At 57.8% G+C, this 26,577-nt stretch carries 18 protein-coding genes; 5 read left to right on the plus strand and 13 right to left on the minus strand.

Going from position 1 to position 26,577, the window contains the following annotated elements; translation table 11 throughout:
* The first annotated feature begins 212 nt into the window (after window positions 1-212).
* A complete protein-coding gene (locus ACE3NW_RS05320) occupies window positions 213-2,528 on the plus strand; it encodes a methyl-accepting chemotaxis protein (protein ID WP_374281136.1) in 2,316 nt (771 codons plus the stop codon).
* Between the two features lie 146 nt (window positions 2,529-2,674).
* On the opposite strand, the gene dapB is transcribed toward ACE3NW_RS05320, so the two are convergent.
* The 3 genes from dapB to uvrB all read right to left on the minus strand — a co-directional run bounded on the left by dapB (window position 2,675) and on the right by uvrB (window position 7,743).
* Window positions 2,675-3,463: a 4-hydroxy-tetrahydrodipicolinate reductase gene (gene dapB / locus ACE3NW_RS05325; RefSeq protein ID WP_374281138.1), complete on the minus strand. Its 789-nt coding sequence runs from the start codon at window positions 3,461-3,463 to the stop codon at window positions 2,675-2,677.
* Window positions 3,464-3,479: 16 nt separating this feature from the next.
* A complete protein-coding gene (gene ligA / locus ACE3NW_RS05330; protein WP_374281140.1) occupies window positions 3,480-5,609 on the minus strand; it encodes an NAD-dependent DNA ligase LigA in 2,130 nt (709 codons plus the stop codon).
* A gap of 103 nt (window positions 5,610-5,712) precedes the next feature.
* Complete coding sequence (uvrB, locus tag ACE3NW_RS05335) at window positions 5,713-7,743, minus strand: excinuclease ABC subunit UvrB (protein ID WP_374281142.1); 2,031 nt, start codon at window positions 7,741-7,743, stop codon at window positions 5,713-5,715.
* A 57-nt stretch (window positions 7,744-7,800) separates the two neighbouring features.
* Between uvrB and ACE3NW_RS05340 the strand changes: the two genes are divergently transcribed.
* On the plus strand, window positions 7,801-8,295 hold the full coding sequence (locus tag ACE3NW_RS05340) for a hypothetical protein (protein WP_374281144.1): 495 nt from the start codon (window positions 7,801-7,803) through the stop codon (window positions 8,293-8,295).
* On the opposite strand, the gene aat is transcribed toward ACE3NW_RS05340, so the two are convergent.
* From aat to ACE3NW_RS05380, 8 genes are all read right to left on the minus strand, one after another.
* Complete coding sequence (gene aat / locus ACE3NW_RS05345) at window positions 8,256-9,038, minus strand: leucyl/phenylalanyl-tRNA--protein transferase (protein ID WP_374281146.1); 783 nt, start codon at window positions 9,036-9,038, stop codon at window positions 8,256-8,258. The two genes, ACE3NW_RS05340 and aat, sit on opposite strands and share 40 nt — an antisense overlap.
* Before the next feature lie 132 nt (window positions 9,039-9,170).
* A complete protein-coding gene (gene clpA, locus ACE3NW_RS05350) occupies window positions 9,171-11,486 on the minus strand; it encodes an ATP-dependent Clp protease ATP-binding subunit ClpA (RefSeq protein ID WP_374281149.1) in 2,316 nt (771 codons plus the stop codon).
* A gap of 9 nt (window positions 11,487-11,495) precedes the next feature.
* Window positions 11,496-11,816, minus strand: coding sequence for an ATP-dependent Clp protease adaptor ClpS (locus tag ACE3NW_RS05355; protein WP_374281151.1), 321 nt, complete (start codon window positions 11,814-11,816; stop codon window positions 11,496-11,498).
* A gap of 19 nt (window positions 11,817-11,835) precedes the next feature.
* Window positions 11,836-12,477, minus strand: a complete 642-nt coding sequence (locus tag ACE3NW_RS05360; protein ID WP_374281153.1) for a class IV adenylate cyclase — start codon at window positions 12,475-12,477, stop codon at window positions 11,836-11,838.
* Between the two features lie 11 nt (window positions 12,478-12,488).
* Window positions 12,489-13,832, minus strand: a complete 1,344-nt coding sequence (gene radA / locus ACE3NW_RS05365) for a DNA repair protein RadA (RefSeq protein ID WP_374281155.1) — start codon at window positions 13,830-13,832, stop codon at window positions 12,489-12,491.
* A 217-nt stretch (window positions 13,833-14,049) separates the two neighbouring features.
* The gene (locus ACE3NW_RS05370; protein ID WP_374281157.1) at window positions 14,050-14,355 is read right to left on the minus strand and encodes a hypothetical protein; all 306 of its coding nucleotides are present in this window, start codon (window positions 14,353-14,355) and stop codon (window positions 14,050-14,052) included.
* Window positions 14,356-14,753: 398 nt separating this feature from the next.
* Complete coding sequence (locus tag ACE3NW_RS05375) at window positions 14,754-16,151, minus strand: diguanylate cyclase (RefSeq protein ID WP_374281159.1); 1,398 nt, start codon at window positions 16,149-16,151, stop codon at window positions 14,754-14,756.
* A 571-nt stretch (window positions 16,152-16,722) separates the two neighbouring features.
* Window positions 16,723-16,986, minus strand: a complete 264-nt coding sequence (locus tag ACE3NW_RS05380; protein WP_374281161.1) for a hypothetical protein — start codon at window positions 16,984-16,986, stop codon at window positions 16,723-16,725.
* Between the two features lie 224 nt (window positions 16,987-17,210).
* On the opposite strand from ACE3NW_RS05380, the gene ACE3NW_RS05385 reads away from it, so the two are divergent.
* From ACE3NW_RS05385 to groL, 3 genes are all read left to right on the plus strand, one after another.
* Window positions 17,211-20,273 (plus strand): hypothetical protein, encoded by a 3,063-nt coding sequence (locus ACE3NW_RS05385; RefSeq protein ID WP_374281163.1) that lies wholly within the window; start codon window positions 17,211-17,213, stop codon window positions 20,271-20,273.
* A 374-nt stretch (window positions 20,274-20,647) separates the two neighbouring features.
* A complete protein-coding gene (groES, locus tag ACE3NW_RS05390; RefSeq protein WP_291331888.1) occupies window positions 20,648-20,935 on the plus strand; it encodes a co-chaperone GroES in 288 nt (95 codons plus the stop codon).
* A gap of 42 nt (window positions 20,936-20,977) precedes the next feature.
* On the plus strand, window positions 20,978-22,630 hold the full coding sequence (groL, locus tag ACE3NW_RS05395; protein ID WP_374281166.1) for a chaperonin GroEL: 1,653 nt from the start codon (window positions 20,978-20,980) through the stop codon (window positions 22,628-22,630).
* A 151-nt stretch (window positions 22,631-22,781) separates the two neighbouring features.
* Here groL and ACE3NW_RS05400 read toward each other — a convergent pair whose 3' ends face one another.
* Complete coding sequence (locus ACE3NW_RS05400) at window positions 22,782-23,753, minus strand: 2-hydroxyacid dehydrogenase (RefSeq protein ID WP_374281168.1); 972 nt, start codon at window positions 23,751-23,753, stop codon at window positions 22,782-22,784.
* A gap of 210 nt (window positions 23,754-23,963) precedes the next feature.
* Window positions 23,964-26,576, minus strand: coding sequence for a PEP/pyruvate-binding domain-containing protein (locus tag ACE3NW_RS05405; protein ID WP_374281170.1), 2,613 nt, complete (start codon window positions 26,574-26,576; stop codon window positions 23,964-23,966).
* Window position 26,577 lies beyond the last annotated feature (1 nt).

Genomic DNA, 26,577 nt, shown 5'->3' on the forward strand with positions numbered 1-26,577 from the left:
GTAATCATTTGAATATTTGATGTGAAATTTGATTTTTAATAATTTTTTACTTCAAATAATATAACGTACCTATTGGATTTGACGATTATATACTTTATGGAAACGATATAATTTGTTTTTCTTTCATGTTTATCTGCCGGTATGTTAATTTTTTTAACATAGATTAACAAACCCGAAACCAGCCTGGCAGCCCACGTTCACTGGAGGAAATTATGCCACGCCTATCTTTTAAAAGCGTAAACTCAGCACTTGCTGCAATTATAAGCATAGTTCTGCTTACGGGCGTCTCTATTCTTGTCATTTACGTTGGTAAATCTTCGTACAATATTGTCAACGAAACATCTGTTGACGGTATGAAGATCATTAACAGAGGTCTTATTGCCAACGTAAATGACCTTATTGATGCCAATATGAGCATGGTCAAGGTTCCCGCCCAGAGCGGCCAGGCAAGAAAAGCTGTTGAGGGCGACAGCGCAGAAATGGACGCCCTCATCAAAGCCCTTGTTAAAGAATACAAGGGCATCAACTCCATATTTGTTTTAAACAGCCAGGGGATTGCCGTATCGGGCGCATCCAGCCAGGGTGAGTCATTTATTGGCAACAATTATGGAGACCGGGCCTATTTTAAGCCAATCATGCAGGGCAATGATGTTATTGATCCCAATATCATTGTTGCAAAAACAACCAAAAAAGAAATCCTCGTCATTGGTACCCCTGTTTTGGGAGAAAATGGCAAGCCAGTGGGTGCGCTGTGCGTTACCATCAACTGGCTTGAGTATATTAAAAGCCATGTTCTCAACATCAGTTTTGCAGAACACGGCTATGCCTTTATCATTGATGCAAAGGGGCGCTTTATTGCCCATCCCAACCCAGATTTGCATATGAGTGACGCAAGCACGACAGAATTTGTGCCCAAAGCGCTCAAAATGAAGCACGGTTCTTTTGATTACGAATTTCAGGGCAGAAAAAAGGTACTTGTGTTCAATACCGTTGAAAGAACCGGCTGGCTTGTCTGCACATCTGCCTTTGAGGACGACCTTGCGCGCGATGCCGTCGTACAACGCAACATTCTTATTGCCGTTGCCTGCGGTATTTTGATTGTACTGCTTGGCAGCATCATATTTATGGTGCGCCGGGTTATTACCAATCCTCTCAAAAATATCATGGATTACAGCGCACAGATTGCCCATGGCAATTTTCAGGCCGCGCTTACAGGCAATTTCAGCTTTGAGCTGGCAGAGCTTGCGGGCAACTTTAAAGAAACCACCGCAGTGCTAAAAAACCGCCTGGGCTTTGCCGACGGAGTATTGCAGGGCATTACATTCCCGTCTTTGGTAGTTGATACTGATGTGCGCATTACCTATGTGAATGAGGCTATGCTCAAACTGGTTGGCTGCACTCGGCTGGCCAAAAATTGCATCGGCATGTCAGCCGCAGAATTTTTCTACGGCGACCCTGACAGACGCACTATCTGCCACAAGTGCCTTGCCGAGGGAACCAATGCGCACGGAATTGAAACACAACTGGCTTTTTCTGATGGCGTTCAAAGGTTCTTGCGCATCGATGCCTCGCTCATTCGTGATCTGGACGGAAACATTGTTGGTGCCATGACCCTGGTGTTTGACCTCACAGAGATCAAAAAGCAGCAGGTTACCATTGAGCAACAGCGCGACTCTGTTGCCAAAATCGCGCAGAACGCCAACGAAATCGCCGACCGCCTTTCCACCGCCACTGAGGAACTTTCCACCCAGGTGGAGCAGGCCAGCCGTGGGGCCGACCAGCAGACGCAACGCGTTTCTGAAACTGCCACAGCCATGGAACAGATGAACGTGTCTGTGCTTGAGGTGGCGCGCAACGCTGGCGGCGCTTCAGACACCACAACCAATGCCAAGAGCAAGGCCGAGCACGGCGCAGATGTGGTCAACAAGGTTGTGCAGGGCATCAACCAGTTGCACACCCAGGCACTGGCGCTCAAAAGCGGCATGGCATCACTGGGCGATCAGGCCCAGAGCATTGGCCAGATCATGACCGTTATTTCAGACATTGCAGACCAGACCAATCTGCTGGCCCTGAACGCCGCCATTGAAGCGGCCCGCGCTGGCGAAGCCGGGCGTGGCTTTGCCGTTGTGGCCGACGAAGTACGCAAGCTGGCAGAAAAAACCATGCAGGCAACCCGCGAAGTGGGCTCTGCCATTCAGGGCATTCAGAACGGCACGGCGCAGAATATTGATCAGGTCAACAATACGGTGAGCACCATCGAGCAGACCACCGAACTTGCAGGCACGTCTGGGGCGGCGCTTTCCGAAATTGTGGTTCTGGTGGATCAGGCTGCGGATCAGGCGCATTCCATCGCCGCCGCAGCCGAAGAACAGTCGGCCACCAGTGACGAGATCAACCGCTCCATCGAGCAGATCAACACCATCAGTTCAGAAACATCATCTGCCATGTCGCAATCTGCGGCAGCTGTTACAGAACTGGCAAAACAGGCGCAGGAGCTCAAAAAACTCATCGCCCAGATGGTTTCGTAGTTTTACCCGGCGCATGGCGCGGGTGTGGCTGCCAGCCCGCCCTGCCTGCGTAATCAGAATAGCAAAGCCCCGGTGCGGTTGCCGCTCCGGGGCTTTTATGTGCAATGTACGCAGGGTGCAGAGCTGCAAAGCCTGCGGTTCAGCCGCTAAATGTCCTTGATCACGTCCTGCATGCTGTAGAGCTTGCCGGGCTTCTGCCCTGCCATCCAGCCCGCCGCGCGGATGGCGCCGCGCGCAAAATTTTCGCGCGAATGGGCCTGGTGGGTCACTTCGATACGTTCCCCTGGCCCCATAAAGTACACGGTATGCACGCCCACCACATCGCCGCCGCGAATTGCCTGAATGCCAATTTCTTTCTTGGGACGCGCGCCAATGATGCCATCGCGGGCAGAGCAGCGCACATCGTTGAGCTTCCAGTCGCGGGCTTCTGCAAGGCATTCGCCAAGGGTCAGGGCCGTGCCGCTGGGGCTGTCCTTTTTGCGGTTGTGGTGCAGCTCGACCATTTCAATATCATAATCCTCGCCAAGTGCCCTGGTGAGCTGGGGCAGAATGTTGAGCAGCACGTTTACGCCAATGCTCATGTTCGAGGCCCAGAAAATGGGGGCCTTGGCGGCAAGGGTGCGCAGTTCGTCCTTTTCCTCATCGGTAAAACCAGTGGTTCCGATCACAAGGGCGTTGCCGGTCTGGGCCACGGCCCTGGCCGATTGCAGGCTGACCGACGGGGCCGTAAAATCAATGACCACCGCGCCAGGAACCTTGGGCAGCAGGGCCGCAAGACTGTCGGAAACCGGGCAGGCTGCACCCGCAAGAGCGGCAATGCGCTCCGGGCTGTCCACCAGCCCCGCGAGGGTGAACTGCGGGTCGGCTTCCACAAGCCCGCTGATGGTCTTGCCCATGCGCCCGCTGGCCCCAACCACGATAATTGAAGTGCTCATAGCTTCTCCGTTTCCGTCATTCCGGCTTGATGCCGGATTCACGCAACAGGTTTGTAAATTCCGTTTCGTCCAGCACAGTTACGCCAAGGTCGCGTGCCTTATCAAGCTTGCTGCCCGCCTTTTCACCCGCCACCAGGTAGTTGAGCTTTTTGCTCACCGACCCCAGCGGAATGGCCCCGGCGGCCTCTGCCCACTTTTGCGCCGTGCCGCGCGGCACGCTGAGCGTGCCCGTAAAAAGAATGGTTTTACCCGCCAGCGGCCCCTCGGCAAGAGGTTGCGCCCCTTGCCCGGCATCTACTCCTGTGGGCCACGGGCCATTTTCCTTGAGCCGCGCCAGCTGCTCGCGGTTGGCAGGGCTGTCAAAAAAATTACGAATGGATGAGGCCACCTCCGGCCCCACATCGGGCAGGGTCAGCAGGCTCTCCACCGTGGCGTTTTCTAGCTCGTCCAGATCGGCAAACCGCGCGGCCAGGGTGCGGGCCGTCTGCTCGCCCACATGGCGGATGCCAAGGGCGCTGATGAGCCTTTGCAGCGTTGCGGTATGGCGGGCGTTTTCCAGCGCGTCCACAAACTTTTGGGCCAGCACCTCGCCCATGCGTTCAAAGCCCAGCAGTTCCTGCACGCTGAGGCTGAACAGGTCGGCTGGCGACTGCACGCGCCCGCTGGTCACAAGCTGCTCTATCCACTTTTGCCCCACGCCCTGAATATCAAGACCGGCCTTTGAAACAAAGTGGGTAATGGAGCGCAGCCGAATGGCCGGACAAGCCAGATTTTCGCAGCGCCAGGCGGCCTCGCCTTCCTCACGGTACACGGGCTGCCCACAGGCCGGACAGGTGCGGGGAAACTGGTACGGCTCCGCACCCGCAGGACGTTTGTCCAGCACCGGGCCGACCACCTCGGGTATGACGTCGCCCGCGCGCTGCACAATCACGGTATCGCCCACACGCACGTCGCGCGCGCGGATTTCGTCCTCGTTGTGCAGGGTTGCGCGTGATACCATCACCCCGCCCACGGCCACCGGAGCAAGCATGGCCACGGGCGTGAGCGCACCCGTGCGCCCCACCTGAATTTCTATGCCTTCAAGCAGGGTTTGCGCCTGCATGGCCGGAAACTTGAAAGCCACGGCAAAGCGCGGCGCACGCGCCGTAAAGCCCAGCGCTTCCTGCGCTTCAAGGTTGTCCTGCTTGGCCACAGCGCCGTCAATTTCCATGGCAAAATCTGGCCTGCTCTCGCGCACCCAGTTTACGTATTCTTCCACATCCTGGGGTGTTGCGCACAGCGTGCCGTTTGGCGGCGTGAGAAAGCCGTAGTCCTTCAGCTGGGCCATGAGCTCGGAATGCAGGCGGCAGGGCTGGGCCGGGGCCCACTGCGCATCACCCAGGCTGTAGGCCAGAAAACGCAGCGGGCGCGATTCCGTAACCGAAATATCGAGCTGACGCAGGGTCCCGGCGGCGGCATTGCGCGGATTGGCAAAAGTTTTTTGCCCCAGCGATTCCTGCCGCGCGTTGAGAGCGTCAAAATCCTTTTTGTACATCACCACTTCGCCGCGCACCTCAAGCCGCGCGGGAAAAGGCCCCTCGCCTCTGAGCCGCAGCGGTACGGTGCGGATGGTGCGCACGGCCTCGGTGACAACTTCGCCCACCTCGCCGTCGCCACGGGTGAGAGCTTCCTGCAACACGCCATTTATATAGATGATTTCCAGCGCCAGCCCGTCCATTTTGGGATCACACCAAAAGGCCTGCGGCAGGGGGCCGTTGAGCTCCACATCCCACGCACGGCGCATGCGATCCACAAAATCGCGCCACTCTTCGACAGAAAACACGTTGTCCAGACCGTACATCTGGCGGGTGTGGGCTTTTTTGGCAAGGCCGTCCAGCAGCTTGCCGCCCACACGCAAGGTGGGCGAATGGGCAGAACGCAGCTCTGGCCAGCGGTCTTCCAGCGCGGCCAGTTCGTGAAACAGCGCGTCGAACTGGTCGTCCGAAATTTCCGGCGCGTCCAGCGAATGGTACAGATAGTTGTGTCGCTCCAGCTCGGCGGCCAGCCAGCGGGCGCGGGTGCGCTCCTCACTGCTGGGGCCGCCAGTGGGCGCGGTGGCAAAGAGGCTGTTCTGCTCCTGCCTGCCGTGACGAGAATTCTGTGACATGAAAAAACCTTTTTGATGGTCAGCCGCCTTGCGCTCTGCCGGGCGCTCAGACTTGCCCCTGGCAGTAAAAGACGGCTCTGATCACCGGGGCACGTGCCCCGGTCTATTCGGGCATGGCAATAAGCCTGGCCCGTAAAACGCGGATACGGTCGCGCAGCTCGGCGGCCTGTTCAAATTCCAGATCGCGCGCAGCCTGCCGCATCTCTTTTTCAAGCTTGGCAACGAGCACGGCGGTATCCTCGGCTGTGAGCGGCACGGCATCGGCCTCGCGCTGTTTGCCCTTGCCCTTGCCGCGCCCGCGTCCGCCGCCATCCTCCACATACAGGCTATCAAGTGGGGATTCAAGCGATTTGCGGGTACTGGTGGGCGTGATGCCGTGCTCTGTGTTGTAGGCCGACTGTTTGGCGCGGCGGCGCTCGGTTTCGCCCATGGCGGCACGCATGGAGTCGGTAATCTTGTCGGCATACAGAATCACCTTGCCCTGCGCATTACGGGCGGCGCGCCCAAATGTCTGAATAAGCGAGCCTGTGGAGCGCAAAAAGCCCTCCTTGTCGGCATCCAGAATACAGACCAGCGACACTTCGGGAATATCCAGCCCCTCACGCAGCAGGTTGATGCCCACCAGCACGTCAAATTCTCCCAGCCGCAGGGCGCGGATAATCTGCATGCGCTCAAGTGTGTCGATGTCCGAATGCAGATAGCGCGCCCGCACACCCATGTTGCAGCAGTATTCGGTGAGGTCTTCGGCCATGCGCTTGGTAAGGGTGGTGACAAGCACCCTCTCGCCCAGCGTCACCTTGCCCCGGCACTCGCCGAGCAGATTTTCCATCTGCCCCTTGGTGGGCCGCACCTCCACCACCGGATCCACAAGGCCCGTGGGCCGGATAATCTGCTCTGCCACAATGCCCTGGGCCTGGTCCAGCTCGTACTTGCCGGGCGTGGCCGACACGTAAACCACCTGATTGAGCAGATTTGTGAACTCGTTGAACTGGAGGGGGCGGTTATCCAGCGCCGAGGGCAGACGAAAACCATAATCCACAAGAGTCTGCTTGCGCGAACGGTCGCCTTTGTACATGCCGCCCACCTGCGGAATGGTAATGTGCGATTCGTCCACAAAAAGCAGAAAATCTTCGGGAAAGTAGTTGAGCAGGCACGAGGGCGGCTCGCCCGGTTTGCGGCCATCGAGATGCCGGGTGTAGTTTTCGATACCGTTGCAGTAGCCCAGTTCTTCAATCATTTCAAGGTCAAGCTGTGTACGCTGCTCCAGGCGCTGGGCCTCCACAAGCTGGCCGTGCTCCTTGAAATACACAAGCCGCGCCGTCAGTTCATCGCGAATATCACTGGCCGCGCGCTTGAGGTTATCCTGCGCCGAAACAAAGTGGCTTGCGGGGTACAGCACGGTTTTGCTCACATCGGCCAGCACCTCGCCAGTGAGGGGGTCGATCTCGCGCATGAGGTCGATATCATCGCCAAAAAATTCCAGCCGCAGTGCCCGCTCGTGGTGGTAGGCGGGAATAATTTCAAGCGCATCGCCCCGCACGCGAAACGTGCCACGGTGAAAGTCGTAGTCATTGCGCTCGTAGTGTACTTCCACCAGCCGGGTGATGAGCTTGTCCATGGGAAAATGCTGCCCCACCTCAACGGGAATAACCATCTTGGCGTAGTATTCTGGCGAGCCAAGGCCGTAGATGCACGAAACCGAGGCCACAATGATAACGTCGCGCCGGGTCAGCAGGGCGTGGGTGGCGGCATGGCGCAGCTTGTCGATGTTGTCGTTGATGGACGAATCTTTTTCAATATAGGTGTCAGAGGCGGGAACATAGGCCTCTGGCTGATAATAATCGTAATAGCTGACAAAATATTCTACAGCATTGCGCGGAAACAGCGCGCGAAACTCGCCGTACAGCTGGGCGGCAAGGGTTTTATTGGGCGCAAGCACCAATGCCGGGCGATTACAGCGGGCAATGACATTGGCCATGCTGAATGTTTTGCCAGAACCGGTAACGCCCAGCAAAACCTGCGAGGGAACCCCGGCCTGAATATTGTCCACAAGGGCGTTAATGGCCGTGGGCTGGTCGCCCGTGGGGGTGTACGCCGTTTCAAGGCTGAAAGGGATGACCTGATTATCTTCCATAATATTGCGTTTTGGAGTAAGAGGACAGGATTACATCAATAACGAACGGGAATTGCCATGGAAAAAATCTTCGTACCTTCTCAGATAGATCTGCCCATCGACCGCGTTTTCATTGTGGCCGCCACCCTCAGCACCTTCAAGGGCTGCCGCCACGTGGACGTGCAGATTTTCCGCCCCGGTGCCACCGATGACGAGCTGGATGCCATAAAGGGTCTTGGCCTTGTGGCTCCTGTTGATCCTTCTGTTCCGGCAGAAGTGTTGCAGGGCGCTACCGAAGAAGCCGCTCTGCGCTGCGTGCTTGAATCCTTTACCGCCGAAGAAAGCCACGAGCTGGTTGAATACCTTGAAAAACGCTATGCCGACCAGATTGAAAAAATCACGGTCTGCCCGCTCGATCTGCCCGTGCCCTTTGGCGTTGCGCCGCTGGCCGGTATTGGCGAAGGCAAAACAACGGGCTTTATCCGCTTTGATGCGGTGCGCGACTACCCGCTGTCATTCGCGGCCCACGGTTTTTACGATCTGGCCAGCCAAAAGCCTTCTGACGGGGAATAGCTGTACACAAGCCCCCAGGGCAACCACGGAAACAGCCCCCCGGCCCCATCCATTTCAGGCGTTGCGCTCCCAGGCGCAGCGCCTGTTTGCGTTTGCGGGGCAAGGGCCCGCGCAAGCTCGGCCTGAAACTCGGCGCGCGGCAGCATAAGCCCGCCCATGCGCATAATGTGCGGCGTTTCCTGCTGACAATCAAGCAGGGTTGCCCCGCGCTGGCGCAACAGTGCCACCAGCCCGGCCAGCGCCGCACGCGAAGCCTCTGCCATGGTGTGGAACATGGACTCGCCAAAAAAAGCCCGCCCAAGCGCCACGCCATACAGCCCGCCCACAAGCTCGCCATCGTGCCAGGCCTCGATGGAATGGGCGTACCCCAGGGCGTGCAAATCTTCGTAGGCGCGCATCATATCGTCGATAATCCAGGTTCCGCCCTCCTTGTCGCGCGGAGCGGCGCAAGCGCGGATAACACGGCCGAAAGCGGCGTTGTGAGTCAGCTCAAAGGGGTGAAGACGCAGCTTGCGGGCACTGCGCGCAGGCAGGCGAAAGCCCTCAAGCGGCATGACGCACCGGGGATCGGGCGACCACCAGAGTATGGGCACACCCTGCGAATACCAGGGAAAAATTCCACGGCTGTAGGCTGCGATCAGGCGTTCTGGCCGCAGATCGCCGCCCATGCACAGCAAACCGTCGTCACGGGCTGATTCTGGCGGCGGAAATTGAGAGGCAAGTGCCGTAAATGCCCCGATCATGGCTCCCTTTGCCGACAGAGCAGCATTTGGAGATGTGCTGAAAGCAGTGGATAACAACAGAAACAACCGCAACGCAAACGGGCCGGAACCGCCGCACAGGGCTACGGTTCCGGCCCGCCTTGCAGCGGTTTATCAGGCGTCTACTGGCACGGGCTTGCGGCTTTTGGGCGCGCTGGCCGCGTGCTCCAGAACCAGCTGTTCGTCCTTGAGGCCCAGCCTCGCTGTGCCGCCCTTTTTGAGCGCGCCAAACAGCAGCTCATGGGCCAGCCGGTCTTCCAGCTCGGTGCGCAGCAGGCGGCGCAGGGGGCGCGCGCCCATGGCGGGGTCAAAGCCCTTGCGGGCCAGCCACTTGCGGGCGCTATCTGCCAGCGAGAGCGTGACACCACGGTGTTCAAGGCTGGTGCGGATTTCGGCCACAAACTTGTCCACAATGCGCAGCATCATGGGCTCGGTAAGGCTGCCAAAGGGAACCAGGGCATCGAGCCGGTTGCGGAATTCGGGACTGAAGGTATTTTCTACCGCCTTAAGGCCCTTGTGTGCCGCATCCTGCGGGGCCGTGCCGCCAAAACCCATGGCGGGCCGCGACATTTCAAATGCCCCGGCATTGGAGGTCATGATAAGGATAACGTGCGAAAAGTCCGTTTTGCGGCCCGTGTTGTCCGTCAGCGTGGCGTAATCCATCACCTGAAGCAGCACGTTGAAAACATCCGGGTGGGCCTTTTCCACTTCGTCGAGCAGCACCACAGAATACGGGGCCTTGCGCACCGCCTCGGTCATGAGCCCGCCCTGATCAAAGCCCACATAGCCAGGAGGCGCACCGATAAGCCGCGAAACAGAGTGCTTTTCCATGTATTCGCTCATGTCGTAGCGCAAAAATTCCACGCCCATGAGCTTGGCCAGGCTGCGGGCCACCTCTGTCTTGCCCACGCCCGTGGGCCCGTAGAACAGGAAGGCCCCTGCCGGGCGCTGCTCCTGCCCAAGACCGGCGCGGGCGCGCAAAATGGCGCGCACGGTCAGTTCTATGGCTTTATCCTGCCCAAACACAAGGCTCTTGAGGTCTTTCTCAAGTGTTGCCAGCTTGTTGCGTTCCTTGCCCGAAACAGTGCGCACAGGTATGCCCGCCATGCGGGCCACAATGCGTTCCACATCGGGCACGCCCACAAGGGGGGCGTCCTTGGCGCTCTTTTTGCCCGTTTTTGCAGCGGGCGTTACACCACGGCCCAGCCGCACGGCAGCGCCGGTTTCGTCCAGCACGTCAATGGCCTTGTCGGGCAGCAGGCGGTCGCGCACGTGGCGCGAAGTGAGGTCAACCATGGCCTTGAGAGCCGCAGGGCTGTAGCGCACGCGGTGGTATTCCGCATAGCGCGGCTCAAGCCCTTCAAGAATGCCCAGGCATTCCTCTGCCGTGGGTTCGGTGAGGTCGATGCGCTGAAACCGGCGGGCCAGCGCCCGGTCTTTTTCAAAATGGTTGCGGTATTCCTCGTAGGTGGTGGAACCGATGCAGCGGATTTCGCCATTGGCAAGCACGGGCTTGAGCAGATTTGAGGCGTCAAGCGAGCCGCCAGAGGTGGAACCAGCGCCCACGATGGTGTGGATTTCGTCAATAAACAGGATGCAGTCGGGCTGTTCCTTGAGCTTTTGCACCACGGCCTTGAGGCGGCCCTCAAAGTCGCCCCGGTAACGCGTGCCTGCCAGCAAAAGGCCCATATCAAGCGCATAAAGTTTTGTTTTGGCAAACATGTCGGGGATGTTGCCTTCCACAATGCGCAGTGCAAGGCCCTCGGCCAACGCGGTTTTGCCAACGCCGGGGTCGCCCACAAACAGCGGGTTGTTTTTGCGGCGGCGGCACAGCACCTCTACGGCGCGGTCAAGTTCAGCCACGCGCCCCACCAGGGGATCAATCTTGCCCTCGCGGGCGCGGGCCGTAAGCTCTACCGTGTACTGGGCCAGCGGGTCGGCCTTGGCCTCGCCGTTTTCTCCAGCCTCTGCCCCGGCTTCCACCCCGCGCGAGCCTGCGCCTTCATCAAAACCGTGCGAAATGAAGGTGAGCACATCAAGGCGTTCAATGCCCTGCTTGCGCAGATAAAAATGCGCGTAGCTTTCTTCCTCATCCATAATGGAAATGAGCAGATCGCCAAGCTCTACGGCATCTCGCCCGGCAGAACGGATATGCGCAAGGGCGCGTTCAAGCACGCGCTGCACGCTGTCTGTCTGCGCGACCTCGTGTTTTTCTGCCAGCGAGACAGGTTCCAGTTCCTTGTTGAAAAATTCCTCAAGCTGCTCGCGCAGCACAGGCACGCTTGCCCCGCTGCCCTCAAGAATGATGCGCCCCTTCATGCTGTTGGTCAGCGCAAAGAGCACATGCTCCACAGTCAACAGATCATGCCGTCGCCGGTGGGCTTCCATGAGGGCGTCCCGAATGACCAACTGAACATTTTTACTCAACATAGGCTTATCTCAATGGATTTTTTCCATGGTGCATTTAAGGGGATACCCAGCCGCCCGGGCCGTATTGTGAACGCGCCGAACCTTGGCTTCGGCTATTTCAAGGGTATACTCGCCGCACTGGCCAACTCCGCGCTGGTGTACCGCCAGCATGATGGCCGTGGCTTCTTCGGCTGTTTTGTGGAAGATTCCGCACAATATCGAAACCACAAACTCCATGCTTGTGTAGTCGTCGTTGTGCAGCAGAACCCGGTAGCGATCCGGCTCTTTAAGTTTCTTTTCCACAATTACGCGGCTTTCGCCGCCAGTTTGATTGTCAGGAATAAAAGACATTTATGGCTCCCAAGACGTTTCAGCTCTGCCGCGTTGAAGCCGGATTGGCGGCGGGCCGATCCGTCAGGCCAAGCTCCCTGCGCCAGCGCTCACTTTGCGCTTCGCCAAACACAAAGGAAAGCTGCGCGGGCTTGTGATTTTGCCGCAGCCATTCCTGGTGCAGCTCATGATAACTTTTGGTGCTTATTTCGGCATTGTCAAGGTTCAGACGCCGTTCGACCGATTCTATATCCTGCGCGCGGCCTTCAAGTTCCACCACTTCGGCAAAGGGCAGTATGTCCAGCTCCACTTCCACGGTATCCATATGCCAGGGCTCGCGAATTTTTTCGTACCGTGCCGCCACACGATAGCCCAGGCCCTCAAGAATACTGTGCATAACAGCGCCGTCGGCCACTTCTGTTTCGCGCTCTTCGCGCATCTTGAAGCCACCATTGTGTGTGGCGGGCAGCTTGAGCGTGAGCAGATGGCGGGTTTTGTCGCGCCATTGCTGGGTGCGCAGGCGCAACAGCTGGCCGCCGCCTACCAGCCCGCCTTCTGCCGTGTCGTACACCCAGTTGCTTTCAAAATGCGCGCCAAGGCAATGTGCCCCGCAATCGACAAGCTTCTGACGCAGGCTTTGCAAATCTATATGCAGATATTTGCGCTCAATTTCAAGGCCCATACCCGCCACCTTTATTTACGATGAAAAAGTCGCTGCTGTAACGCGGCAATGGTACTGATACCGCCCTGCTCCACCGCAGGATGCACAATGGGGTCAAAGCCAAGCCGCCGCGCCTGGGTGAGGCGCAGTTCCTGGGCAGACACGGGCCGTACCTGCCCGTTGAGATCCACCTCGCCCCAAAGCACGCTTTTTTCCGGCATGGGAACATCATAGTACGACGAAAGCACGGCGGCCACCAGCGCGAGATCAAGTCCCGGCTCGCTCAGCTTCATGCCGCCGCCCACCTTGGCGTAAATATCCACCTGGGCAAAATTGAGCTTGAGTCTTTTTTCCAGCACGGCCAGCAGCAGATGCAGCCGCCCCACATCAAAGCCCAGGGCGGCGCGGCGCGGAATACTCAAAAATGTGCGCGAAACAAGAGCCTGCACCTCTACGGCCAACGGGCGCTGGCCGTCCACGGCCATAACCACCGCAGTGCCCGAAAGCGAGGGGTCGCGCTGGCCCAGAAAAAACGTGGAAGGGTCGTCCACAATCTGCATGCCGGTTTCTTCCATGCGAAAAACCAGCAGCTCTTCGTTGGGGCCAAAGCGGTTTTTGAACACGCGCAGCAGGCGGAACATCTGACGGCGGTCGCCCTCAAGCGAAATAACCGTGTCCACCATGTGCTCAAGCAGCCGTGGGCCAGCCAGCACGCCGTCCTTGGTAACGTGCCCCACAAGAATGAGGGTACACGAAAGGCGGCGGCAGGCCTCCAGCAGGGCCGTGGCCACAGCCCGCACCTGGCTTACGTTGCCGGGCAGACCATCGGCCTCGATACTCGTAAGGGTCTGCACCGAATCCACCACCAGCAGGGCAGGCGGTGCGGCATTGGCTGCTTCAAGCACATCCTCCACGCGCGAGGTGGCAATGGCCAGCAAGTTGGGCTCTAGCATGCCAAGGCGCTCGGCGCGGCCCTTGATCTGCGGCAGCGATTCCTCGCCGCTGGCGTAGAGCACGCGCTTGCCCTGTGCTGCCACCAGCCCCGCCACCTGAAGCAGCAGGGTTGATTTGCCTATACCCGGCTCGCCGCCCACAAGAATGGCCGCTCCCGGTACAAGGCCCTTGCCCAGCACGCGGTCGAGGGCCTTGAGCCCGCTGCCATACGGTTCATGCCCCGCATCCTGCACATCACGCAGGGGGATGGGCCGGCTGGAGGGATCCATTACCTGGCGGGGCCGGTTGCCGCCGGGGGCAGATTTGGGCTGCACCGCCGCTTGCAGGGTATTCCATTCGTGGCAGTTTGGGCATTGCCCGCGCCATTGCATGGTTTGTGAACCACAGGAAGAGCAGATATAAATCTCGCGTGTTTTCGTCATGAATAAAGCCTACGAAAAAAGTACACACGGCGCAAGGTTATGACGCGCTCAAAAATCCTTGCAGCAACGCAGCAGTGACGCAGGGGCAAAACAGATGGAAAACCGCCCGCAGCAGATCCGACAGCCAGATGATGGCAGACGGTAGTGCTACGGGCGGTGTGCGTGGCCCCATACGTGGCGGGCAGGGCCACAACGGTGCTGATAAATACGGGCTTGCCTACCCCTTGGCTCCGCGCTTGGAGGCCTTGAGCGGATTGACCTTTTTTGCGGATACCGTTTCAACCTGAATGCGGTGCTGATTGGCCGCCAGCAAGCCCGGCGCATCAAGCCCAAGGGCCGCAATCCGCTGCTCTGCCCCCTGGCGGGCTGCACTGTAGCGGTTGCGGTCGGCAATGGGGCGGCCCACAAACTGCGCCGTGGTGAGGTACAGCCCCCTGCTGTCTATGGCCAGCACAACTTCGGTTCCATTTTCCTGAACTGTCTGGATCATCATATCTTGCGTGGTTCCAAAACGGTTGAACATATGTGCCTGTGCTCCTTACGCCATTGAGGCCGTATAAGATTCAGCCCAAATGCGGGCAACAGGCATATTGTATGAAAATGAAATTCAAAGTCAATAGCAAACAAAAAACACCCCTCTTGCTGCTGCTCGCCGCGCACCAGGCTGGCAATCGGGCAGTCGCGGATAATCGCGCAGTCGCGGATAATCGCGCAGTAGCGGATAATCGCGCAGTCGCGGATAATCGCGCAGTCGCGGATAATCGCGCAGTAGCGGGTAATCGCGGCAATCGGGCAGTCGCGGCAATCGGGCAGTCGTGGGCAGTCGCGGCAATCGGGCAGACAGGAAAGCGGAAAAGCGGCAGGCTTACCGCCACCGCAGTTTCTAAAAAATACCCCGGCCAACGCCGTGCTTTCGCCCGATCATGCAGGCCTGCTCTTTGCCGGGGCCGCAGGTTGGCAGCAGTCGTCAGACAGCACCCAGCAGTTACGCCCACGGGCCTTGGCGTTGTACAGGGCTTCGTCCGATTTTCTAAAGGCCTCTGTAAATGTCATGTCACAGCAGCCGCGCACAAGCAGCCCCCCCAGCGAGACCGTAACCACGGCCCCCGCGCTGTCGGGGTGCTGAAGACGCCTTTCTTCCACCGTTTTACGGATCAGTTCCATAACAAGGCGCAACTGGGTCTCATTGGCGGCGCTGGCCAGAACAGCAAACTCTTCGCCCCCGATGCGGAATACCCTGTCGCCCTGCCGGGAAAGCACATTTTGCACACAGGCCGCGATTTCGCGCAGCACATTGTCGCCAGCCTGATGCCCAAAGGCATCGTTGAGCCTCTTGAAATGGTCGATGTCAAAGAGCACCAGCGAAAAAGGCACGCCCAGCCTGAGGGTTTGGGCAAACCACGCTTCGGCCATTTCATCAAACATTCTGCGGTTGAGCAGCCCTGTCAACGAATCGTGCTGGGCCTGAACCCGCAACGTATCGTTAAGTTTTTCTAGCGCTCCTCGCAGGTATCTATCGCGCAGCAGGTTTACGGCAGTACCAATCATAACTGCAAAACCCATAATCAGAAACACAAATGCAGTGAACAGATGCACCATAAAGGATTCAGCCGTCTCGCTCAGCAGCGGGGCAAGGCTTTCAAAGCCGTATACGCTAAGCCCCTCCTTGCCAATGCTTGTACTCTTGCAGAGGTGAGGCTTGCCATCGGGGCGGAGCAGCCAGGCCTTGTGCCTGTCCATGGGCACTTCGCTCAGATAAACAGAATCAAGCCGTTCGCGCTGATAGCGCAATCTGCACTGTAAAGGATCAAGCAGCGCGGCAGAGCCACCAGGAACAACGCGCAGCATGTTTTCTGGCGTGTCTGAAACCACCACCACACCCGCGCTGTCGGTAACAAAGCCGGTGGGCAAATAGAGCTGCTGGGCAAGGGTGTCTGTGTCGAGCTTGAGAACCACTACGCCCAGATAACCATCTGGCCCCTTGACCGGCGCAGAAAAATGGAAACCGGGTATGGTAGAAACACGCCCCACCACAAACTGTGCGGCACTTTCGCCACGCATGGCGCGAATAAAGTATTCGCGGTCAGACAGATTGACGCCAAGCAGATTGTTGGCAAGGTTGGCATCGTTGGAGGCAACGCAGATGCCCTTTGTATCAAGCAGAAATGCGCGGTGCAGCCGCAGGGTGTCGCCAACACTTTGCAGATAGCGGGTGCATTCTGCAAGGTCGCCCTCGCCTTTTAGAGCCGCAACAATGCGCGAATCTGTTGCCAGCAGGGCGGTGAGCTTGCGGATTGTGTCAAACTTAAATTCTGTCATCTCCGCCACACGCTGTACGCGCTGCGAGAGCGAAAACTCTGCCTCATCTAGCCCTTCATCCAGGTGTGCCGCACGCCAATGCAGTGCAACAAGCAAAGAAATACAAACCGCAAAAGGAATAGACAATGCCCACAGAACAAATATGGTTCGCGTTGGACGTTCTTCTATATGATTTTTCAGCTTGCTGAACAACGATTTTGCTTTGCGTACAACTGCACTCATGTGTGTTGATTACCTTGAAAACAGGCACTGTTAAAAATTTTATTCGGGCGAGTTTCGTCAATTTATACATACTTTGCAACAAAAAAAGACTGTTTTTTTCAGTAAAACATAATATCGACTTTTGTATTGCCCGTTATTTGAGTCGAACCCTGTTTATTACATGCTGAAATTGTGAATTCATGAACACAGCTACAGCACATTATAAATATAAATATCAAAAAAATGATATATCAAAGCCCAATGTTGTAAATTTGCAACATACACACAAAAATACAGTGTGCAGCCCGTACAAACGGGTATCGGGCAGTCGCCCGCCCGATACCACCACACAACACGTTTGGATTGCAGTTTATTCTTCAATCATATCTTCAGAATACTGCTGTTCGGCCCACTGCTGCACGCGCCGCTGCACATCACCAGCCTGCGAATCATCAAGCGCAAGCCCTGCGGCCTGGGCAAAGTTGACCGTGTACGCATACGGATCAGCCTCAAACCGGTGCCGGTCGCGGTTGTTCCTGATATTGTCAGTCATGGCTTTTTCAAGCCAGCTCAGCATGTCTTGAGCGGTTGCAAATTCATGCCCACCGGCCAGTTCGTTGGTTTTCTGATACATATGCTCTCCCGTGGTAAATGGCTTGCGGCAACCAGTTGCATCTCAAATCCATCTATACCGTTACCGGCAGACGGGCTATTTTTCAATACGCAAATCCCCTGCCCCTGTGGCAACATGAGGCTGGACATTCGCGCACATGCGCTGCATCATAACAGAAAATCAGTTCTTTTGCGGGCGGGTTGCGCCCTGCAAACATTTTTAAGCACTTTTGCCAACTTTTCTCCATGCCTACACCTTCATATCCCCCCCAAAAGACTTCGCCTGCCCCTCGGCCCAAATTTTCTTCGCTGCTTTTTGACAGGCAAGACCACAAGCTCATCCAGATGGTGAATGCCTTTGCCGAGGCACGCGCGCACAATGATTCCCTGCGTCAGCCAGAGCCGGGCCTGCACCCGCATGGCATTATCGAAATGACCTCGGCCCACGGCCTGCGCCTGGCCAGCGCCGTTATCGTTCTGCTTGAAAGCCTGGCCGCAGGCGGCCCCAACGAGCGTTTGCAGGCCCTGCGCCGCCTGCACGACGAAGTGCTGTATTCCTCGCATTCTTCGCTGCAAAACAATACGGCCCGCGTACTTGTGCAGATCATGAAAGACCTTGTGCGCTCGCACGGCGACATGAGCTGCCAGCTGCCGCTGGCCCACGAATTTCATCAGGCCGTGCGGGGAACGCCGCGCATTGTGCGGGCCCTGCTGCGCAAGTACCATCTGCTTGAAATGCCAGAAGAATGGAACCAGCACGCCTTTGACCACCATGTACACGATGCCAACACAAAGGGGCGCAAAAACCCCACGCATCTGGTTATGGACGCCTGGATCAAGGGCATCCGCTTTTTAACGGTGATCTACTATAATACCGTTGATCCCGAAGCAGCGCAGGAACTGCTGCGCGCGGCCCGCATAATGGGCATAACGGTGCGCATTGGCATTGAATTCAAGGCTACCTTCCGTGGCAAGCTGGTAGAATTTACATGGTCGCCGCTCAATACGGAAACATCCAAGGCCTTTAACGCACTGCTGCACCGCCGCGACATTGTTGACGTGCTGCGCAAGTACGCGCCTGTCAATGACTGGATGCGTGCCTATGTGCTCAAGCTTTTGCACGCCTGGAACGAACGGCACGCCGCCTCGCTGGCCGCCCGCTGGGAGATGCCCGCCCCCGCACCGATCAGTGAAGAAGAATTTCTCGCCTATGTGGGGCAGCGCCAGCCTTCGTCGTTGCACCTTGCCGAATTCATTTATCAGCAGCTTGAGCCCTTGCGCCAGATGCGCGATGAACGCCTGCGCGCGGCCCTTGCCGCAGAAACAAACCCCACGCGGGTAGCAAAACTGCGCGAGAGCCTTGCGGAGCTGACCGACATGGTTCCCGACATGCTGCGCGAAGACTGGCTTGGGCCAGAGGCCAACCCGGAAATCGTCTTTCCTTATGCTCCGCACAAGGATCTGCCCGCCATAATGCAGCAGCCCCCGGAATTTCTGCTCGAAAACATCTATCCCCTGCACCCCTGCCAGATAGTGCTCAACCTGGCAGGCCTGACTGAGCAGGATGTGCTGGAACTGCTGTGGCTTGGGCGCGGGCGCATCACACATCTAGAGCTTTTTAACCTGCGCGAGTGGACAAGCGGCCAGCTCTCTCATGTGGAAGAGATCAACAGGCTGCAAAAAGCCGTCAACGAGGGCAACACGCCCCGGCTCAAGCAGGTTATCCGCCGCATTATCAGTGGAGAACCCAAGAATTCCGAGCGCATGCCGCTGTTTCAGGACATTCTGGCGCATATTCCGCAGTTGCAGGAATTTTATGCGCTCATGCCTCTGGGTTCACGCATCGGCACTGATTCCACCAGCCGCTCGCACCACACCCACGGCATGGGGCTGGTTTTTGTGGACACCCTGCCCCCAAAGGCCCGCGCTGTGCTGCGCAGCGAAGACAACGCCCTGCGCCTCACCCTGCCGGTGCATACAGATATTTACCGCTTTACGCATTACCACGAACCAGCTCAGCCCCTGCCCCTGTGGCAGCGCCTGCTGCGGCGTATTCCCGGTTTTGGCAATCTTGGCTGCCACAAGGTGCGCGGCTGGGGGCTTGAAAAAAACACCACCAGAGTGAGCCAGGCTGGCAATCTTGTCACTCTGGGAGGCGTTGACGCCAAGGGTGTGAACCGCGATCTGCAAGAGTCGCACGACCCGGCGCAAAAAGGCATACCCTGCTGGTCGCCCGACTACATGAACAGCGATATCATGAACGCACTCAAAATTCTGGCGGGCTTTTTGCCTGCGCAGTGGGCATTCAGCTATGTGGACGGCTGGTGGGTGCTGACATGGTTTGGGGCGCTTATATGGTTTGCCATTACTGCTGTGCGCAACGTGGGGCAGGCCGTGGTGGGCGGCGGGGCCTTTACCCGCTCCATGCTTGTGCCCTGGAAACGCTATGTGAGCTGGAGCCGCATGGCCGATTCGCTGCTGTACACCGGCATTTCCGTTCCGCTGCTTGAGGTTGTGGTGCGGCTGTGGCTGTTGCAGGACATGCTGGGCCTTACGGTGCAGGATAATGCCCTTGCCGTGTACACGGTCATAGCCATGATCAACAGCGCCTATATTTCGGGGCACAACATTTACCGGGGGCTGCCCAAGGAGGCCATAATCGGCAACCTCTTCCGCAGTGCCCTCTCCATTCCGCTTTCCATGCTCATGGGTCAGGGCCTGGGCATGTTTTTTACGGCCATGCACATGGCAGACCCTGCCAGCCTTATGCAAAACTGCGCGGCCATTGTCTCTAAATGTTCTTCAGACATGGTGGCCTCCATCATCGAGGGTTTTGCCGACCGCAACATGTATCTGCGCATGCGCCAGTGCGATTATGACAGCAAGTTTGCGCAGATGTACAAGAATCTTACGCGGCAGGAGCTGCTGTTTCCCAGCAAGGATCTTGAGGGCATGCTGCTGAACCCTGCGGAATACTGGCGCATGCTGCACGGCAAGGACAGGGCCGCAGCACGGCAGACCATAACACATCTGCTCGACATGATGTACATGTGGTACTACCAGCCAAGGGCAAGAGAAATATTCTGGCGCAAAATGTGCGCCCTGCCCCCAGTGGAACAACGCATACTTATCGGCATGCACGCCCTGCTCTCGCTTGAACGCGAGATAAGCTCGCTGATTCTGGAAGGTCTGCTCAAAAAAGACTTTTCACGCGCCCTGGCCTTTTACCTTAAAAATAATGCGTCCTACGTCAAAGAACTGCGGCGCGAGGCGCAGAGCAGGCTTAAAGACTGCACGTGCCAGTGCTGATTGCGGTCAGCCAGCCTTCAGAGGTGGCGCAAACCGCACTATATGCTTGACGGCGCACCGCTGCTCCGATAGAGCTGCTTGCCCAGTGTATTGTGCGCTATGGGCGCAACCGCATAAAAACCTAGACCGACTTGATCGGCAACGTGGCTGATTTATTTGATTTTTTTATTTTTTCAAAAAAAAGTAAAAAAAATCAGCCCCAACCCCTTTTCAAGCTGCAAGCGCGTCTTATTTCTATGCCGGTGCGGAACCGAGGCGAAGTAATCTGGCTTCGGTTCGTTACGCGCAATATTTCCAGCGCGGCCACAGAGATGCGGCCGCTGCTGCGTCCTAAAAGGACAATAAAAAAATCATTTCCGGGAGGATTTGACATCATGAAGCTGAAGCCCCTTAACGACCGTGTGCTGGTCAAACGCCTTGAATCCGAAGAAAAGACCGCCGGTGGCCTGTACATCCCCGATACGGCGAAGGAAAAGCCTTCCAAGGGTCAGGTTGTTGCTGCTGGTCCCGGCAAGGCTGGGGAAAATGGCGAACGCGTCGCTCTGGCTGTGAAAGCGGGCGACATGGTGCTGTTCAACAAGTATGCCGGCACCGAAGTCAAGCTGGACGGCGTTGATCACCTTGTGATGCGCGAAGAAGACATTCTCGCCATTATCGACTAACTCCCACTTCTGCCGAATTATATTTCAGGAGGAAATTTTCCCATGTCCGCTAAAGAAATTCTTTTTGACGTTAAAGCCCGTGAAAAACTTGCCCGTGGCGTAGACAAGCTTGCCAACGCCGTTAAAGTGACCCTGGGACCCAAGGGCCGCAATGTCGCCATTGAAAAGTCCTTTGGCGCTCCTGTCATCACCAAGGACGGCGTGACCGTTGCCAAGGAAATCGAACTGACCGACAAGTTCGAAAACATGGGCGCCCAGCTGGTGAAAGAAGTGGCCTCCAAGACCTCTGACGCCGCTGGCGACGGTACCACCACCGCCACCATTCTGGCCCAGGCCATTTACCGCGAAGGCACCAAGCTTGTGGCCGCTGGCCGTAACCCCATGGCAATCAAGCGTGGCGTGGACAAGGCCGTTGAAGCCCTTATCGCCGAGCTGGCAAACCTTGCCAAGCCCACCCGCGACCAGAAGGAAATTGCCCAGATCGGTACCATTTCCGCCAACTCTGATGCCACCATCGGCAACATCATTGCCGAAGCCATGTCCAAGGTGGGCAAGGAAGGCGTGATCACCGTTGAAGAAGCCAAGGGTCTGGAAACCACCATGGACGTGGTGGAAGGCATGCGCTTTGACCGTGGCTACCTCTCCCCCTACTTCGTGACCAACACCGAAAAGATGGTCTGCGAAATGGACAACCCTTACATTCTGTGCACGGAAAAGAAAATCTCCAGCATGAAAGACATGCTGCCCGTGCTCGAACAGGTTGCCAAGGTGAACCGTCCCCTCATGATCATTGCTGAAGACGTGGAAGGCGAAGCCCTGGCCACCCTCGTGGTCAACAAGCTGCGCGGCGCCCTTCAGATTGTTGCCGTCAAGGCCCCCGGCTTTGGCGACCGCCGCAAGGCCATGCTTCAGGATATCGCCGTGCTGACCGGCGGCCAGGTCGCTTCTGACGACACCGGCTCCAAGCTTGAAAGCATGACCCTTGCCGAACTTGGCACCGCCAAGCGCATCGTGATCGACAAGGAAAACACCACCATCGTTGACGGCGACGGCAAGGGCGACGACATCAAGGCCCGCGTGAAGCAGATCCGCGCCCAGATCGAAGACAGCACCTCTGACTACGACCGCGAAAAGCTCCAGGAACGCCTGGCCAAGCTCGTGGGCGGCGTGGCCGTTGTGCATGTGGGCGCTGCCACCGAAGTGGAAATGAAGGAAAAGAAAGACCGCGTTGAAGACGCCCTGAACGCCACCCGCGCTGCCGTTGAAGAAGGCATCGTGCCTGGCGGCGGTACGGCCCTGATCCGCGTTTCCAAGGTGCTCAACGACATCAAGCCCGCCGACGACGACGAACTTGCTGGCGTGAACATCATCCGCCGCTCCATCGAAGAACCCCTGCGCCAGATCGCCCACAATGCCGGCTTTGAAGGCTCCATCGTGGTTGAAAAGGTTCGCCAGGGCAAGGACGGCTTCGGCTTCAACGCCGCCACCGGCGAATACGAAGACCTGATCAAGGCTGGCGTTATCGACCCCAAAAAGGTTACCCGCACGGCCCTGCAGAACGCCGCTTCCGTGGCCTCTCTGCTGCTGACCACCGAATGCGCCATTGCTGAAAAGCCCGAACCCAAGGGTGCGGCTCCTGCCATGCCCGACATGGGCGGCATGGGCGGCATGGGTGGCATGGGCGGCATGTACTAAGCCAGCCTATCAGCTCATACGTTTGAATGATGAAAAAGGCTCCCGCAAAGCGGGAGCCTTTTTTTGCGCCAACGCCAGTAGGCGCAAACAGAAAACAGGAGCAGGCTGCGGCTTGCCCGCGCCGCCTGCAAAAAAACAATATCAACCGGCGTTAGGCCCGTCGCGCTTCGGGGTTCAGACAGTTGGCGGGCAGTTTGCCGTCCAGGGCGTCAAATATCTTTTCCGCACTGCTGCGGCCCAGAGTTTTGAAACAATCCATGGTTGAAACGCCCTTGTGGGGCGCAAGCAGCACATTGGGCAAGGCGCACAAGCCAGGATGAACCTGCGGCTCGTTTTCAAACACGTCCAGCCCGGCCCCGGCAATAATGCCAGCCTGCAAGGCCTCCACCAGCGCGTGCTCGTCCACCACCTTGCCGCGAGCCGTATTGATCAGCACGGCGTGGGGCTGCATGAGGGCAAGCTCCTCGCGGCCAATATATTTTTCTGTTTCCGGGGTCAGGGGTACGTGCAGGCTCACAAAGTCTGACTGCCGCAAGATTTCCTGCTTGCTCACGTAGCGCGCGCCCGTGCGCGCTTCAAATTCTTCATTGCGGTGGCGCGCCGTGTACAGAATGTTCATGCCAAAGCCTGACGCACGGGTGGCCACGGCCAGGGCAATACGCCCGCTGCCCACAAGCCCAAGGGTTTTGCCCGTAACGCGCAGACCGATAAAGCTGTTCAAAGGCCAGGGAGTTCCGCCATTGCGCACAAAGCTGTCGCATTCTCGCAGCCTGCGGGCTACGCCAAGCAGTAGGGCAAAGGCCATGTCGGCGGTATCGTCGGTAACAAAACCGGGGTTGTGGGTCACCCATATACCGTTGCGCGTGGCAGCGGCAATATCCACATGGTCAAAGCCAACGCCAAAGCACGAAATAACCTTGCATGTGGGGGCCATGGCATCAATAACATCTGCGGTCAGGGCAATCACCGGCGTAAAAATGCCGTCATACCCGCGCACAGCTTTCACCAGTTCTTCGTGCGTCAAGCCGCCCTCCGACCCCACTTCCACATCACAGCGGGTGCGCAGCAATTCCATGGCTTCAGGCACAACCGCCCTGGGTACAAATATTCTTGGTTTGCTCATTGCCAGTTCTCCCAACTGCTGAAAAAAGAAAAGCATTTCGGCTGCGCGTACCTTCAGCGCGCCGGATATGCCTTGTAGTAAACAGGTGAGGGACCGAAGGCAAGAAGTAAGAAAAGACAAAAAGCGCTGCCCTGTACAGATACCGAACAGGACAACGCTTACAGAAGTTGTTTAACCAGCGCCGCAGCCAGTGTCAGAAACGCGAATTTTCTACTGCGTAGTCAGGGGCCGCTCAAGCAACGAGGCCATGTCACTGCCCAGTTTGTTTTTCATGGCCGTGGCCCGCTCTTGCTCCAGCATTATCATATCAACCTGCCGGGTGTGGATGAGCAGATACCCAAGCATGCGTGTTTTTTGCAAAATATCGGCAGCAGGAAAGTTCTCTGCAACTGCAAAGAGCGAATCGTCTTTAACATCGGCGCGAAAGCCGTGCTGTTCCAGCAGATCGGCCACCATGCGCGCGCGCAGCCTGCGGCGCTGTCGGTCTGCGGCCCCGCCCTTGAACTGAAAGCTCACGAAGTTTTCGTGGTTGTTTGCCCCTGCCAGACTCTCTACCGTGCAAAAATGATACCCGTACCTGGCCTGCAAAATCATGTAATTATCTGAAATAATAAAAAAGTTTTTATTTGCCATGGCATTGGGCGCGGTGCTCTCCAAATCCGGATTCATGGTGCTTTCGATCATCACTGTCATGAAACCAGAGGCGCTGGCCGCTGGCGGCCCAGCCCAAGGTATGGCCACCATACCGTCCCACAGGGCCAGCATGGGGGTACTGGCAATATCGGCAATGTCCACCACCGTGCCGCCCACATGTCGCCTAAATCCGCCGCCCATGTCCACAATCCAGTATTGCAGCTTTACCCCGGCCTTGAGCTGTTTGCCCATGCGCTGGTTAACGTCCGAGCCGTCATCAAACATGAGCTGCACAGATTTTTCATGGCAGAACCGGGTGATATCGTGCAGGGTCTGGCAATGTTCTGGCGCAAACTGCGGTGATTCCGGGTCCAGCAGATGCAGGGGAACCATCAGCCGGGCCAGGGCATCGAGCCGCTGGTGAACGGGGCTGCCTTCCATAAGATTGGGCGGCTCGGGAATCTGCGCCGCAAGCTGGGGATTAAGCCCGGCAAATACGGCGCAACGACCGGCATCAAGCGTGGCATCACCGGCATTTTCCAGCAGATTGCAGGCATCGGGCAGGCTGAAAAGCGCGGGCAAACGGTACTCGCGGGCCACAGAAGCCAAATGCCCGGCCATGCCGCCGGTTTCGCTTACCATACCCGCCGCGCGCGACAGCAAGGGGGCCCAGCGGGGCAAGGCCCGCTCAACCACAAGAATACCCCCCTTGGGGAAGGAGAGCATGTCTGCCTCTTTGCGGGCAACAAACACAGGCCCCATACCCACGCCGGGGCTCACGGCCACGCCGCCACAGGCCAGCACTGCCGGGCCGCCAGTAACATCTGCCTGAAGGTGCGCACAGCCAGCGGGCGCTGCAACCGCATTGTCAGAATCCGCACCGGCGGTATTTTCTGTGGTGGCGTCGGCCTCGCGCAGGGGACGGCTTTGCAGCACCACAATACGCCCCGTGCGTGAATCAAGCGCCCACTCCACATCCTGCGCCTCGGCGTAATATTCCTCAAGCGCCAGTGCCACTTGTGCAAGCTCTGCGGCCTGGGTATCCGTAAGGCTGGCTGGCACGCCAGCAAGACCGGCAAGTGTTTTACTTATGGGCTTTGGCGGGTTGGTGCGGGTAAAGATAAAAACATCGGGCGTGACCGCGCCGTCCACCACGCCCTGCGGCAAACCGGGCACGGCGTTGAGCAGCACCTGTTCCTGCCCGCGCGCGGCAGCAACGGGGTCGCGGCTGTAGGCCACACCGCCTGCGGCAGCGGGAACCATGGCAAGCACACCCACGCACATGGGCGCGGTATCGTCAGGAATACCGTGCTGATACCGATAGCTCATGGCTGTAACGGCGTACTTGCTGGCCACAATTTCTTTCCAGACTTCACAGGCCTCTTCAGGCGGCACGTTGAGCTCTGAGCGGTACTGCCCCGCAAAAGAAACGCCCAGAGAATCTTCGCCAACAGCGCTGCTGCGCAGGGCAAGCAGCAGCCCCGGCCCGGCCCGGCGCTGCATTTCGGCCACAGACTGGGTGATTTCGCGCTCAAGATCGGGGGGCAGAGGCGCGCCGAGCACTGCCTGCTGCAATGCGGCAGAAAGATTAAAAACTTCGTCCAGACTGTGCATGTCTGTGGCCTGAATACGGCGGTTCAGCTCGCTGCGCAGGCCGCTGTAGTCCATAAAACGGTAATAGGCGCTTACGGTCACGGCAAAGCCATCAGGCACATCCAGCCCGGCATGGGCTGCAACTTCGCCCAGATTGGCCATTTTGCCGCCCACAAGCGTGATGTGGCGCAGGCGAATATCGCCCAGAGGCATGATATTGGGGCCATCCTGATGGGGCTGTTCTTCAAGCAAACCCTGCATCTGCCCGCGAATACGGTCAAATGCCTCCTGCAATGATTCGTAACCGTCGTCAGACAGCGCGTTGAGGTCACGCACCATCTGAAAAACTGCCGTTACGGCGCGGGTGCTGGCGGCATGCACGTAATCCATGCCAAAGGGACGCGAGCCGGAAAGGTGCTCTTCCACATCGCTCATGGCCTCAAGGGCCGTTTTGTTGGACGACAGCAGGCGTCGAAAACGCGCGCACCGCTCCCGCAGGCGGGCCTTAAAGGCCTCCTCTCGCGCAAGCTGTTCCGCATCGGGCTCTTGCGAGTCCTCGCGCCCCAGCAGTTTTCGCAGGCGGTCGAGCAGCTCCATG

Source organism: Desulfovibrio sp., from assembly GCF_041907885.1.
GTDB lineage: Bacteria > Desulfobacterota > Desulfovibrionia > Desulfovibrionales > Desulfovibrionaceae > Desulfovibrio.

Excerpts from the sequence above, each read along its gene's own strand:
- ACE3NW_RS05320 (WP_374281136.1), top strand. The coding sequence starts at position 213 with ATGCCACGCCTATCTTTTAAAAGCGTAAACTCAGCACTTGCTGCAATT.
- dapB (WP_374281138.1), bottom strand. The coding sequence starts at position 3,463 with ATGAGCACTTCAATTATCGTGGTTGGGGCCAGCGGGCGCATGGGCAAG.
- ligA (WP_374281140.1), bottom strand. The coding sequence starts at position 5,609 with ATGTCACAGAATTCTCGTCACGGCAGGCAGGAGCAGAACAGCCTCTTT.
- uvrB (WP_374281142.1), bottom strand. The coding sequence starts at position 7,743 with ATGGAAGATAATCAGGTCATCCCTTTCAGCCTTGAAACGGCGTACACC.
- ACE3NW_RS05340 (WP_374281144.1), top strand. The coding sequence starts at position 7,801 with ATGGAAAAAATCTTCGTACCTTCTCAGATAGATCTGCCCATCGACCGC.
- aat (WP_374281146.1), bottom strand. The coding sequence starts at position 9,038 with ATGATCGGGGCATTTACGGCACTTGCCTCTCAATTTCCGCCGCCAGAA.
- clpA (WP_374281149.1), bottom strand. The coding sequence starts at position 11,486 with ATGTTGAGTAAAAATGTTCAGTTGGTCATTCGGGACGCCCTCATGGAA.
- ACE3NW_RS05355 (WP_374281151.1), bottom strand. The coding sequence starts at position 11,816 with ATGTCTTTTATTCCTGACAATCAAACTGGCGGCGAAAGCCGCGTAATT.
- ACE3NW_RS05360 (WP_374281153.1), bottom strand. The coding sequence starts at position 12,477 with ATGGGCCTTGAAATTGAGCGCAAATATCTGCATATAGATTTGCAAAGC.
- radA (WP_374281155.1), bottom strand. The coding sequence starts at position 13,832 with ATGACGAAAACACGCGAGATTTATATCTGCTCTTCCTGTGGTTCACAA.
- ACE3NW_RS05370 (WP_374281157.1), bottom strand. The coding sequence starts at position 14,355 with ATGTTCAACCGTTTTGGAACCACGCAAGATATGATGATCCAGACAGTT.
- ACE3NW_RS05375 (WP_374281159.1), bottom strand. The coding sequence starts at position 16,151 with ATGACAGAATTTAAGTTTGACACAATCCGCAAGCTCACCGCCCTGCTG.
- ACE3NW_RS05380 (WP_374281161.1), bottom strand. The coding sequence starts at position 16,986 with ATGTATCAGAAAACCAACGAACTGGCCGGTGGGCATGAATTTGCAACC.
- ACE3NW_RS05385 (WP_374281163.1), top strand. The coding sequence starts at position 17,211 with ATGCCTACACCTTCATATCCCCCCCAAAAGACTTCGCCTGCCCCTCGG.
- groES (WP_291331888.1), top strand. The coding sequence starts at position 20,648 with ATGAAGCTGAAGCCCCTTAACGACCGTGTGCTGGTCAAACGCCTTGAA.
- groL (WP_374281166.1), top strand. The coding sequence starts at position 20,978 with ATGTCCGCTAAAGAAATTCTTTTTGACGTTAAAGCCCGTGAAAAACTT.
- ACE3NW_RS05400 (WP_374281168.1), bottom strand. The coding sequence starts at position 23,753 with ATGAGCAAACCAAGAATATTTGTACCCAGGGCGGTTGTGCCTGAAGCC.
- ACE3NW_RS05405 (WP_374281170.1), bottom strand. The coding sequence starts at position 26,576 with ATGGAGCTGCTCGACCGCCTGCGAAAACTGCTGGGGCGCGAGGACTCG.